The sequence below is a fragment of the Wenzhouxiangella sp. YN9 genome, from assembly GCF_056324165.1.
Window position 1 is genome coordinate 22,286 of sequence record NZ_JBJNIP010000091.1, and the last position, 12,503, is coordinate 34,788.

Sequence of the window (12,503 nt, forward strand, 5' to 3'; positions counted from 1 at the left end):
GCATACAGCAGACCTGATTTTTTACTGCTCGGTAAAATATGCCTCGTCGGCCGGCAAAGCAAATCATATTGTCCCGCACGGGAAAGTCGAGCCGGCCCATTGCGCTCGTCGCGCGGTGGTCGCGCACCGAGGCGCTGTGATTCAGGCGCCCGGGGAACGGTTCGGAATGCCGGCCAGAAACTCTTGCAGCCAGGCGAAGCGCACGTGCTCCTGCTCCAGGCGCAGGCGCTCGGCCAGGCGGTCGTCGCGCAGGGTTTGATAGAGCGCCTGCTCGGCGTCGTTGAGGCGGTCGAGCTCGCCGATGAAGCGATGATCTTCCGGCTCCCGGCCCCACAGCTCGCGGTGGGCGTCGAGGGTGGCGCGGTCCATCAGAAACGAGCGCGCCTGGGGCAGATAGTGGCGCAGGCGGTTGAGGATGGCGAAGCCGTGGGTGTCGATGTCGCCCCAGTACCAGCAGCGCGCGCGTGCCAGCCAGTCGATGCCGGCCAGGCGCTCCAGGCCGTAGCCCAGGCCGAAGATGACGATCGCGCGTGGATGGTCGGGAAAGGCCAGGCCGTTGATTTCGTTTTCGGTGATGAAGACCTCGTCGACCGCCAGATCCAGACCGGCGAACTCGGGCGCGGGCACCGACAGGTCGGTCAGGCCGGCAAGCGCCAGCGCCGGGTCGAGAATGCGAAAGCGCACCAGCACCGGGCGGCTGGCCAGGCCGTAGCGGCGGTTGAACCGGCGCGCGCCGGTCGCGTCGGTGTCGATCGCCTCCCCGGGCAGGGTCGCGTCGAGCAGCTCGCCGATCAGTCCGCGCCGGGCCTGGATGAACTTGGTGTCCACGCCGGGAATGTCGAGCTGGCGCAGGTAGGCGCCGGGGCGCGGATGGCGGCGAAAGTAGCGCAGCACGGCTTTCAGGCGCGGCCATTCTTCGGCGCGGCGCAGGGCCTCGAGCGGGCGCCGGATCAGCCAGCCGCGCAGCTCGGGAAATTCCGCGAGCAGATCGGCGGCCAGGGCGTCGAACTGGCGTGCCTGGCGGGTCTTGCCGATCAGGCGCAGGGCATCGTCGGCGGCGGGCACGACGATCGCGCCGGGCAGTTCGTTGCGCCCGAGCGTGCGGTGGTTGATGCTGCGCCACTGGATTTCGTAGCCGTGGCCGCGGCGTTCTCTTGCCTGCTCGCTCAGCTCGCCGACCCAGTCGCGCACGGCATCGAAGCGGTCGGTGAGATCGCGCGAAACGGGTTTTCGCAGGCGCAGCCTGAGCGGGAACAACGCGCGCTCGGGGTCCAGGCGCTCGGCCAGCAGCCGGCCCGAGTTCCAGTGCTTTTGCACCTGGGCGACAAGGTCTTTCGGGGTGGTCCAGCCGCTCACGACGCCGGCGTCGGAGAAGGCGCCTTCCGCGCCGCTTTCTCTTTGCGGTATTCCTCGATGCTGAGGTTGCGCAGCATCGACTGCTGGCCGTCGGGGTTGTGGACAAAGCCGACGCTGGACACGAAGGGCTCGATGATGTGGATCTTCTGCAGCGGCGTGACGATGAGCAGCTGCAGGTTGAGCCGGGCAAACAGCTCCAGGCCGTAGCGGGCCGACTCATCCGAGCCGCGCCCGAAGGCCTCGTCGATGACCACGAAGCGGAACGAGCGCGAGCGCTTTTCGCCCCACTGCAGCCCGAACTGATAGGCCAGGCTGGCGGCCAGCACGGTGTAGGCCAGCTTTTCCTTCTGGCCGCCGGACTTGCCGCCGGAGTCGGCGTAGTGCTCGTGTTCGCTATCGTCTTCGCGCCAGCGCTCGGAGGCCGAGAACACGAACCAGTTGCGCACGTCGGTGACCTTGCGCGTCCAGCGCCGGTCGAGCTCGGCGGTGCCCTCGCGGCCGCGGAAGCGGTCGATGATGTCGCGCACCTGCAGGAACTTCTGCTCGGAGTACTGGGTATCTTCCGAGCCGGTAATGGCGCCCTCGGTGCAGGCGCGCAGCTTCTGCCGGAACTCGCGCACGTCGGCATCGGCGGCGGTTTCGGCCATCAGGCGGATGTAGCGGCCCTTTTCGTAGTCGATCTCGTGCAGGGAGCGGTTGATGGTCTCGATGCGCTCGCGGATCTGTTCGCGCTCGCGGTGCAAGAGCGCCTGGAAACCGGCCACCTCGCGGATGGTGTTTTCGTTGAGCAGCTCCTTGAAGCGCTTCTCGAAGCGCGGCAGGTCGTCGCTTTGCAGGCTCTCGAGCAGGCGGCGGTATTCGGCCGCTGCGGCCACGCTGATGTCGGCCTCGCGCGCCTGCTGCGGCCATTGGTGGTGGAAGGCCTGCATGCCGCGGATGATGCGGTCGTTGAGCCGGCCGATGGCCTTGTCCTCGCGGTCGACGCCGGCGGTCAGCCAGGCGCGGAATTCGCGCTCGCGCGCGGCGATGCCGTTGAGAAGGATAGCCTGCTCGCCCAAGGCGTCTTCGCGCAGCGCGGCGAGCTGCTCGAACCAGATTCTGCGCTCGGACTCTTCGAGTTCGGCCACCAGCCGCCCGGCCTCGGTCCGGCGGTCCTCGGCGTCGCGGGTGCGCTCTTCGGCGGTATTGAGCTGCTTCTGGCGCTTTTCGAGCCGCTGCTCGGTCTCCTCGCTCTTGTTCTCCAGCTCGTCGAGCTGCGCGCGCAGGGTTCTGAGCACGTCCGATTCCTCGCGCAGGGCGCGGTATTCGACCTCCAGCTCGTTGATGCGAGCGGCCGGCTCGTGCCAGTCGAGGCGCTGGAAGTCCTCGAACATCTCCAGCCGGCTGATGTCGCCCAGGCGCTCGCTCACGGCCTTGAGCTGCTCGTCGAGCCGGGCGATGCCGTCGGCGGCTTCCTGGATGCGCTTCTCCAGCCCGTTGCGCTGCGCGGCCAGCACGCGGATCTTGCTTTCGTTGCTCCAGCCCAGCACGTAGCGGCTGCGATCGTCGATGGCGTGGCGGTCGTCCTTTTCGTGGCGGGCGCCGCCGGTCTTGATCTGGCCGGCGCGGGTGATCGCCCGGGCCTCGCGGCGGAAGCGATCCATGTCGTCGCAGCACACGTGATCGAAGCGGCGCTCGAGCTCGCGCTCGAGCCAGGCGTAAAAGCCGCTGTCGCTGCGAATATCGAGCTTGCGGCTGAGCGCGTCGGCATGCGGCCGATCGTGGCCGGCCGCGCGCGCTTCACGCACCCGGTAGTAGACCAGCCGGCCGCGCAGGCGGGTGGCATCGACCCATTCGGCCACGGCGCGGTAGTGCTCGTCGGGCACCAGCAGCGACAGCGCGAAGTTGTGCAGCAAACGCTCGATGGCGCCTTCCCAGTCGCGCGCGTCGTCGCGCACCTGGATCAGTTCACCGGCAAACGGCAGGTCGTCGGTCGCCAGGCCGAGCGCCTGGCACAGCTTGTCGCGCAGCGCGAGCATGGCCGCGGGCAGGTTCGAGCGGCGGGCCTTCAGCGAGGTCAGTTCGGCGTCGATATCGGCGTGCTGCGCGCGCAGCTCGCGCACGGCGACGAACTGATCCGTGCGCTCGTTCTGGTATTCGGCCTGCCGGGCCTCGGCCTGCTCGCGCAGGGCGAGCAGCTTGCCGCGGTTGTCGCGGAAGGTGTCGGCATCGCGGGCGGCGGGCAGATCGAGCGGGCCGATGAGCGCCTGGTAGCGTTCGGCCTGGTGCCGGCGCTCGGCCTTTTCGGCGCGGCGGCGCTCGATTTCCTCACTGATTCGTTCGAGCCGGTCGCCGCCGTGCTCGGCAATGGCCTGGCGCAGCTCGTCGCGCTGGCGGCGCTGCTCGCCGCGGCGGCGCTTGAGCTCTTCGACCTTGTCGGCGGCGCTGGCCTGCTCGCGCGCCAGGTCGGCCAGCCGGTGCTCGAGCAGCTCCATTTTCAGGCTGGCGAACCAGGGCGTGAGCGCCTCGCGACAGCCGCGCAGCGTCTCGGCGCGCTCGCTGCGCGCGGCGTGGTCGTCGGCGTCGGCGACGATGGGGGTGAGCGTTTCGATCTGGGCGCGCGCCTTGAGCACCGCCTCGTGCGAGCGGTTGAGATCCTCGAAGTGGCGGATCAGCTCGTCGATGCGCCGCCCGGTATCGGCGGCCTGCAGCATGTGCTCGCGCACGAACTCGGTCAGGTTGCCGACCGACTTCATCGACACGGTCTGGTTGAACAGCTCCAGGGCCTGCTCGCTGCCGATGCCGAGCTTGCGCCTGAGGCTGGCACCGTAGGCCGGGAAGGCGTTGTGCAGCTCGACGTGATCGAGGCCGCGCAGGCGCTTGCGCAGGTCTTTAAGGTCGTGGCCGAAACCGGAAAAATGCTCGGCAATCGAAAGCGGCACATCGGCGGCCACGTAAAAGCGCTCGGGCTGGCCGCGGTTGTCGCTGACCCAGAAGACCTGGGCCAGGCAGACGTGGCGGTCGAAGCCCTCGTTGTAGAAATGCCCGAGAATGACCGAGTAGCTGTTGTGGTCGCGCAGCGCTACCGGGCGGGCGGACAGGCCGGACTCGCCGCGCTCGGACTTGTAGTGGCCGAGCACGTAGGATCTCAGCGAGCGCTCGCGCGACTCGGCTCCGGCGGCCTTGTTGTAGGTTATGCGCTGGGCCGGTACCAGCAGCGTGGTGACGGCATCGATCAGCGTGGACTTGCCCGAGCCGATATCGCCGGTGACCAGACAGTTGTCGCCGTCGGGCGTGAGCTGCCAGACCTGGCGGTCGAAAGTGCCCCAGTTGAGCAGCTCGACGCGGTGCAGGCGGTAGCCGGCGCGGGCGTCGTCGGTGGCGAAATCCAGTGCCAGTCCTTCCATGGCGTCAGTCCCGTGCCGCGTGTTCGGCGTATTCACCCAGGCGGGCGTCGAGCTCGCCGAGCCACTGCGCGTCGACGTAGGCCTTGAGGATGCGGCGGACCTCGAACTGGTTGTCCTGGCCCCGGAGCCGGCGCAGAAACCCCATTTCGACGGCCTTGTTGATGTCCATGCCGACGCGGTCGATCAGTTTGGCCTCGTTGGCCGAATCGGGCAGGAACAGGCGCACCAGATCGACGATTTCCTCGCGCGAGAGCACCAGGCGCAGCTCGCCGCCGCCGGCGTCGTGCTCGGCCAGTTTCTTGCGCAGCAGGGCCAGCAGCAGGCTGACCGGATAGCTCAGCTGCCGGCGCGCCATCAGCCGCGGCAGCTCGGTCTCGCGATCCTCGTCTGTCTGCTGGCGCAGAAAGGCGTAGCCCTCGGCCTCGTCGACGATCAGCTCCAGGCCGAGCACCGCCACGTGATCGGCGATGGCGGCCTGGCGCTCGAGCAGGTTCTGCCAGTTCTCGTGGCTCTGGTCGGCGTAGAGCACGCCCTTGAACAGCGCGATCAGCGGCAGCGACAGGCGGGGATCGGGCGCCGGAGTGGTGTGCGTGTCGGTCATCGCGAAAATACTACCAGAGGCATCCGGGCGCGGCGCCGTCGGCCGTCGGCCCGGGTCCAGGTGACGGTCTCGGTGTGGTCATCGTCGATCAGCGCGCCGTCGTCGTCGGTGGCGATCGCCAGATAGGTGACCAGCTCGGCCAGGCCTTCTTCCAGCGGCTGGCGGTCGAGAAGCTCGGCCAGGCTGATCTGGTCGCGATCCTGCAGGGCGCGGCGGATGCCGGCCTCCAGCGCCTGGCGGTCGACATGGGTCTGGTCGAACAGCGCTTCGGCGTCGATCAGGCGGTCGTCAGCCAGCTCGACCTCGTCCTGGATGTCGGGGCGCAGCGGCGGGCTGAACAGCGGCCGGTCCATGACCAGATCGAGCTCGGGCACGGGCATGTCCAGGCGCAGGTCGAGCCGGCGCGGCGGCTTTTCGCGCACGGCCACGGCCTTGCGCTCGAGGCTGCGGATCAGCTCCATGATGCGGCGGTTTTCCAGCCAGGCCTGGTCGTCGAGAAAGCGCCTGAGCTGTTCGGACAGCCGCGCGACCGTGCGCTGGGTGACCTCGCCGGCCTCCAGCCAGTCGTAGTGCACGCGCTTGAGGCGGCGGTCGGGCCGGAGCTCGACAACCGCCTCGAGCTCGAAGATCTTCTCGAGCAGCTCGCTGAGCTCGTTCTGGCGGGCCGGCGACATCAGAAAATCCCAGAAGGCGCGAAAGCTGCGGCCCTGGTCGGAGTCGGCGATGGCGTCGTGCTCGCCGAAAACCTCTTCGAGCACCTCGCCCTTGCCGCCTTCGAACCAGGTCATGCGCTCGCGCACCTGGCGGTCGAGCCGGCGGAAGTTGTCCTCGACCTGGCGAAAGTCGGCCAGCAGGGCGCGGGCGGTGTCGGCCATCTGCAGGAAGCGCTCCTTGAGCTGGGTGTCGTCCATCAACGACAGCTCGCCGCCGCGGATGCGCTCGATCTCGGCGTCGATGGCCTCGCGCCGGGCCTCGAGCTCGGCGATGCGCGCGGCCGGGTCGGTCTCGGCGCCGCTGACGATCTGCTTGAGCAGGTCGAACACCGTCATCAGGCGCGACTCGGCGCCGACGAACTGCTGCTGCTCCAGGCCGGACAGCCAGCGAATCGCGCTCTCGGCGGCCGGCGTCAGGTCGTAGTGGGCCTCGTCGCTGTCGCTGGTGTAGTAGCGCCGCAGCCAGGCGCGCCGGTCGTCCGCCCAGTCGCTCAGGTAGGCCAGCGCCGGGCGCGGAAAGCGGTCCTCGCCGGCCACCTCGCGGATGCCGGCAAGGTGGTCGTCCAGGCGGGTGACAAGCTCGCCCTCGCTCATGGCGCGCACGTTCGACTCGATGAAGCAGTGGTGCAGAAAGCTGATGATCATCGGCGCGTGATCGGCCAGCAGCAGCCGCCAGCCGCCGTGGGCGTCGCGCAGGTTGTTCAGCGCATCGAAGTCCATGTGCGCATTCTAGAGCAGGCCGCGGTCGGGTCGTGACCGGGCGCAGCGCCATGGTCGTGTTGGCGTGGTCAACCCCGTCGACGCGACGGCTACTTGAAATATTGCTGGCGAGTCATTCGGGCATTGTCCGGTTCTGAGCCGGCTGGGTGGGGGCGGTGCGGGTGGAGAGCTGGATCTGATTGAGGCGCTGCAGGAAGGCGTTGGCGTTGCGGTCGGTTTTGCTGTCGAAGCTGGCGACGGTGACGGTGCAGACGAGCGTATGCGCGCCGCTTTCGAGGCGGAAGGGGAACTCCGCGAGCACGTCGAGCAGGCGCCGGCGAAAAACCCTGACGCCCTCTTCCCCGGTCATGGGCAGGATGATGAAGGGCACGGCGCGCCGGGTTTTTTCCAGCGAGCCGATCAGATCCAGATCGCGGGCAAGGCGCGTGATGCGGTAGTAGAGCTCGGGCAGGACTTCTTCGATGTCGCCATCACGCGGGCGTCTGGCAGTGCCGCCTTCGACAGGCAGCAGCCACTCGACGAGGACCTTGATGGCGGAAAACGGGTTGCCATAGCGCTGGGCCGCCCGGGCCTGATGCTTGAGAAACAATGCGGTATTGCTGACGCTGAGCACGCTGGCCGGCAGGCTGGCCCGGCGCTCTTCTGTCCGGCGGCCGGTTTCGGGGGCGGCGGCTTGCTGTCGGGGCGTCTGCGCGCGTGCCTGCTCGCCCACCGCCGCCCTCGGCTGCGGGTTGCGCTGCCGCAGCTGAGCCTGTAGCTGCTGTGCAGCTTCCGGGCCCAGGCCGCCGTGGCGCATCTGCTCGATCAGCTCTCCTTGAACGCGCTCGAGCTGGCTGCTCACGCTGTCGGGTGCGATGGCCTGATCCGGGCTGGCCTGGGTCAGGGCCAGCTGCCGGCTGACGCGTTCGATATAGTCGGTGAAGGCGGCCGACAGCTGCTGCCTGTCGCCGGCCCCACCCTGGCGCAGCTCGCCCGCCAGCACCAGCAGGCGAGCGGCTTCGGTGGGGTCCTGCCGGATGTGCTTGACGATGTCGTCGACCTCCATGCCGACGTCCTCGGCGCCCGAGGCCAGAGCGCGCAGCAGCTGCTCGCTGCGCAGTTCCTTTGAAAGCTCGTGAACCAGCCGAGTGTATTGCTGCAGCGGCATGCCTTCTTCGAGCAGCCCTTGGCGCAGCCGCGGCAGCAAGCGTTTGAGGTCGCTGGCATCGGGCAGCATGCGGTTGATGATCTGGGCCATGCGCTGCACCGAAAAGCCGCCGCTGCGGTATTCCTCGCGCACCAGGCGCACCAGGGTCGAGTAGGTCAGCTCGTCCATTTCGCTGACCACTTCGCCACTTTCGGCCATGATGCGATCGATATCCTCCTGCGTGCTCACGGTCTGGCGCAGCCGCTGCCTGAGCGTGCTCATGGCGGTAAACAGCTGTTCGGGCGACAGGCCTTCGGCATCGTCGCTGCCCATTTCGATTTCGCGCGTCAGGCGTTTGAGGTGCGCGACCAGGCGACTGCGATGGTCTTCGTCTTCACTCGGGCTGGAGTCGATCCGCGCGGCTGCCGTGTCGGGGCTTTCGGCCATGTCGCCGAACGCGAAGAACGAATCGAGCTGTTCGAGCACGCGCTCGCCGGAGAAGGCTTCCCGCAGGCCCGGGGGGGCGCTTGCGGCCGGCTCGGCAGGCTCGGTTGCGGCCTCGCCACTGGTCACCACCTTCTGGTCGGAGGTGACCTTGCGATAGACGATGTAGTTGAAGCGGATGCAGCCGGACTGACGTGTTTTCAGGTCGGCTTCGGCGGCGGCGAGCGACGGATATTCCGGCAGCCGATCGAGCGTGGCGATCAGCGCCTTGGCGTCGGCCGCAGTGAAACCGCGCTGAAAGGTGATCGACTCCAGTCCGGCCTGGTTGAGGGTGTCGACCATGCGCCTGGGGTTGAAGCGGGCGCCGACGGGGTGCTTTTCGATGAACAGACGGCCGCGGTCGAGAATCAGCGACAGAGCTTCGTCGTTGTGTAGCGCCTGCGACAGCGAGGCATGAAAGGTCTCGAGCGCGCGCTCGGTGGTGGGATGGTCCACGCCGAAACCGCTGGCGTTCATGTAGGCGGAGTTGAGCTGGCGCGCGATCAGTTCGGCGCTGCGCGCATCCAGCGGGTGGGCGGCATCGGGGTTCACGGCGCCGCCCGCCGCGGTTGCCGTGACTGGAACCAGCGCTGCACGGCCTGGCCAAAGGCCCGGGCGCTGATATAGCGCTGCGCCGGGTCGGCGGCGGTCGCCTTGGCCAGGATGCCCGCCATGACCCGATCGATGGTTGGCGCGCAGTTCTGGAAGGGTTCCGGGAAAAAGCTGTCAGGTGCTCTGATCTTGCGCAGTACGGTGTCGCGACCGGATTCGTCGCGAACAGGCAGGTGCCCGACAAGCATCTCCAGCAGCATGACGCCGGCCGAGTAGATGTCGCTGCGCCGATCGGTGTCGCCGGCGGCGGCCTGCTCGGGCGACAGGTATTGTGGCGTGCCCACGACCAGCCCGCGGGCGTAGTATTCGATCTGCTGCGTTTTGGCGATGCCGAAATCGGCGATCAGCGCCCGGCCGGTCCGATGGTCGATGAGAATATTGGCGGGCTTGAGGTCCTGATGGATCACGCCTTCTTCGTGAGCGAACTCCAGGCCGTCGAGAATTTCGCTGATCAGGCGCACGCTGTGCTGCAGCGGCAGCACCCGCCGGTGCGGTACCGGATGGCGCGCCAGCTTGCCAAGCAGGCTTGCCAGGTCGTCGCCTTCGACCAGCTGCATGGCCTGGTAGAAATAGTCGTCGTCCTCCCCCCTTTCAAAAATCGTGATGATGTGCGGGTGCGAGAGTACCGCCACCGTTTCGGCTTCGTCGCGAAACTGTCGGCGCGCGAGCTCGCTGCGGGCCAGCGCCTTGGGCAGCAGCTTGATGGCCACCTGGCGCTTGAGCGACTGTTGATAGCCGATGAAGACCGCGCCCATGGTGCCGCGACCGAGCTCGCGCACGACAACGAAATTGCCGAAGCTGCGCCCGATGGCCGGCGTGTAGTCGTGGTCGCTGATTTCGCTCAAGGCCGACGCTTCCCGAGAAAGATCCGATAATTCTCATATTAACGCGCCAGACATGGGAAGTGCATCACATTCTGTTGCGGCCATGGCGCGAACCATGGCCCACCAGCTGCAGGGTTTCGGCAGTGGTGCGATCTTCGGCGCCAAGAATTGCAAGCAGCCAGGCGGCAGCATGCAGGCCGTCGGGCAGGCCGTGCCAGTCGGCGGCGTAGAGTACCGAGCCGTCGGCGTGCAGGCCCAGCGCGGCGCCGTGCTCACGCATCTGCTGATGTAGCGCAACCCGGTTGCCTTCGCAGGCCACCAGCTCGGCGTCGCTCGTGACCGCGGCCGCCAGCCGGGCGCACAGCTCGGGTTCGGCCACCACCACCGGTTGTTCGGTTGCCGCGGCCAGGTCGTTCAACAGCAGCGCGCCCAGGCAGGCCATCGTGACCGGCTCGCCTTCGGAGTCGATCACCCGCAGGCGGCTGCCCGTACGGTCAAGGGCAATGCCCAGGTCAGCAGCAAAGTTGTAGACACAGAGCTTCAGGTCGCGCTCGCGTTCGCCGCCGGCAAAGTCGCCTACCTCGGCCGGATTGGTTTCGGCATCGGAATTGAGCGCGATCACGTCCACATCCAGGGCCTCGAGCAGCCGGGGCGCAATAGCGCCGTTGACGGGGTTGCCGCAGTCGAGTACGACCCGCAGCGGGTAGTCGAGTCGGTAACGTGCAGCGAGCTGTTCGCTGTAGGCTTCTACGCCGACATCGGGGCCGGCTTCGACGCCGCCGGGCTGGCCGGCGCCTGTGGCCGGGTTGCCCTGGCGGCTGCGTTGCAGAAGCTGTTGTTGATCGTGGGCGTCGAGCCAGTGGCCGTCGAGTACGATTTCCAGCCCGTTGACCTCTTCCGGCCGCTCGCCCCCGGTCAGCACCACGGCGCCGGCGTTGCGCGTGTGCATGGCACCGAACCAGGCAAGCGGTGCCGGGCAGGCGCCCAGGTCGATGACTTCGATGTTGCCGCGGTGCAGGCCTTCGGTCAGGTGGTCGAGCAGTACCGGCCCGGACTCGCGGCCGTCGTGGGCGACATACAGGCGCTGAATGCTGCGCTCGGCGGCCGCCGCGGCGATGGCGCCGCCGAGCAGCCGCGCGGCCGGCGGATCGAATTCCTGCCCGGCGACGCCGTGGATGCCGTCGTCGGCGAACAGGGTCGAGGGCAGGCTGTGGGCATCCGGTGGGTGATCTGAGTGCGCTTGTTCGGCTTCATCCGGCGCCGCCAGCAGGGTATCGAGGTCTTCATCCTGCCCGTCGCGCAGCCACTCCGGCAGGCCGGGGTCATCGGGGTCGGGCGCCTGCGTGTGGTCCGGAGGCGCTTGCCAATCGCTGCGCTGCGCTGCGGCTGCCGCGACGTCGCTGGCTTGCCCGCGCCCGCTTGCATCGAGCACGACGGTGTCGTGTGCCGACCGGGGTGCCCCCGCAGGCTCGGGTTCCGGCGCCGGTCGTGTTTCGGGCCTGCGCCCGGCGCTCAGCACCTGCGCCAGGCGGGTGCGCCGCCGCAACAGCAGCCCGAGCATCAGAACGATGATGCCGGCGCAGCCGATGATCACTGCCATCCGGTTGTCCAACGGCGCGCCGAACAGCGCCCGGTTCCACTGCAGCAGAAGATGGCTGCCCGCGATTGGAATCTCGCGGATCGGCGCGGCGGTCGAGCGCCCGAGGACGGCCAGCGGGATCTTGCGGCCGTCGTTTTGCTGAGCCAGGGCGATGAAGTCGAGCTGGTCGCTGTCGTGCAGCAGGCGGGTGAGGGCGCTTACCGTCTGTCGCAGCAGCACGACATCGCCCTCGCCCGGCAGGCGTTGGGCAAAGGCCAGGCTCTCTGCGGGCGTGCCCGGCTGCAGCACGCGGCTTTCTGCGCGCGGCTGGCGAATTGCTTCGAAAACCAGCTCGGCGGCGGCAAAGTCCAGGTCGATGTGCGCGCTCAGCGCAATGGCGTCCACGCTGGCCGGCAGCAGCCGGACATCGACGATGCCATTGACGCCGCGTTGGCGAAGGGCCGAGCGCAGCGCGTCCGCATTGCCGCTGCGCGCGGTATCCACCACGCTGGCGTCGCGCAGGCTGGTGTGGACGCCAGCGAGGACTTCGGCGATGCGGTCGGCCTGCGCCAGCGCCGCGCGCTCGGATCGTTCCAGCTGCAGCTGTGTGGAAAGATTCAGATACGCTGCCGTGGCGCCGAGGGCAGCGGCAAACAGCCCCAGGGCAATGGCGATCAGGCTGGCCAGCCTGATCAGGTTGGTGATCGAGTCCGGAATGGAAGACTCCTGTCCCCGCGGCCGTTGGTTCACGGCTTGTCACTCCCCTTGCGGTGCGCCCGGGGCGGATGACTGCCATCCGGGCATCTGTGTGCTCCATCACGGCACTTGCTCCCCTTTGAGAAGTTGCCGCCAAAGCATTATGCCAGCCGCGGGCGGAAGACTCCAATACCTTTGCGTACTCGTGCGCGCGAAGGATTCGGGGCTCTGTCGTGACGGGCACCGCCCGCGCGGCTGCCCGGTATCCGCACGGGGCGCGGGTGTCGGGGCTCACAAGGATGGCGCGCCCGGGAGGACTTGAACCCCCAACCCCCAGGTTCGAAGCCTGGTGCTCTATCCGGTTGAGCTACGGGCGCAGTGTCGACAGCGTTGACGGCAGGATATAC

At 68.1% G+C, this 12,503-nt stretch carries 7 protein-coding genes and 1 tRNA gene; all 8 read right to left on the reverse strand.

The features are described 5' to 3' along the window. Nucleotides 1-141: 141 nt before the first annotated feature. Nucleotides 142-1,356 carry a DUF3322 domain-containing protein gene (locus ACEWQ0_RS07355; protein ID WP_476484964.1) on the reverse strand — a complete coding sequence of 405 codons (1,215 nt, stop codon included), beginning with the start codon at nucleotides 1,354-1,356 and terminating at the stop codon, nucleotides 142-144. After that, nucleotides 1,353-4,742, reverse strand: coding sequence for an ATP-binding protein (locus ACEWQ0_RS07360; RefSeq protein WP_476484965.1), 3,390 nt, complete (start codon nucleotides 4,740-4,742; stop codon nucleotides 1,353-1,355). The genes ACEWQ0_RS07355 and ACEWQ0_RS07360 overlap by 4 nt, the downstream gene beginning before the upstream one ends. Before the next feature lie 4 nt (nucleotides 4,743-4,746). Further along, nucleotides 4,747-5,343: a DUF4194 domain-containing protein gene (locus ACEWQ0_RS07365; protein WP_476482506.1), complete on the reverse strand. Its 597-nt coding sequence runs from the start codon at nucleotides 5,341-5,343 to the stop codon at nucleotides 4,747-4,749. Then, a complete protein-coding gene (locus ACEWQ0_RS07370; protein WP_476482507.1) occupies nucleotides 5,340-6,776 on the reverse strand; it encodes a DUF3375 domain-containing protein in 1,437 nt (478 codons plus the stop codon). The genes ACEWQ0_RS07365 and ACEWQ0_RS07370 overlap by 4 nt, the downstream gene beginning before the upstream one ends. A gap of 112 nt (nucleotides 6,777-6,888) precedes the next feature. Next, complete coding sequence (locus tag ACEWQ0_RS07375; protein ID WP_476484966.1) at nucleotides 6,889-8,937, reverse strand: hypothetical protein; 2,049 nt, start codon at nucleotides 8,935-8,937, stop codon at nucleotides 6,889-6,891. Continuing rightward, complete coding sequence (locus ACEWQ0_RS07380; RefSeq protein ID WP_476484967.1) at nucleotides 8,934-9,842, reverse strand: serine/threonine-protein kinase; 909 nt, start codon at nucleotides 9,840-9,842, stop codon at nucleotides 8,934-8,936. Before ACEWQ0_RS07380 ends, ACEWQ0_RS07375 begins: the two co-directional genes overlap by 4 nt. 64 nt (nucleotides 9,843-9,906) lie before the next feature. Next, nucleotides 9,907-12,150 (reverse strand): phosphohexomutase domain-containing protein, encoded by a 2,244-nt coding sequence (locus tag ACEWQ0_RS07385; RefSeq protein WP_476484968.1) that lies wholly within the window; start codon nucleotides 12,148-12,150, stop codon nucleotides 9,907-9,909. A gap of 246 nt (nucleotides 12,151-12,396) precedes the next feature. Beyond that, nucleotides 12,397-12,473, reverse strand: a tRNA-Arg gene (locus tag ACEWQ0_RS07390). Nucleotides 12,474-12,503: the final 30 nt, after the last annotated feature.

Bases quoted from the DNA above. Each gene is read 5' to 3' on its own strand.
- ACEWQ0_RS07370 (WP_476482507.1), bottom strand. From the start codon at position 6,776: ATGGACTTCGATGCGCTGAACAACCTGCGCGACGCCCACGGCGGCTGG.
- ACEWQ0_RS07365 (WP_476482506.1), bottom strand. From the start codon at position 5,343: ATGACCGACACGCACACCACTCCGGCGCCCGATCCCCGCCTGTCGCTG.
- ACEWQ0_RS07360 (WP_476484965.1), bottom strand. From the start codon at position 4,742: ATGGAAGGACTGGCACTGGATTTCGCCACCGACGACGCCCGCGCCGGC.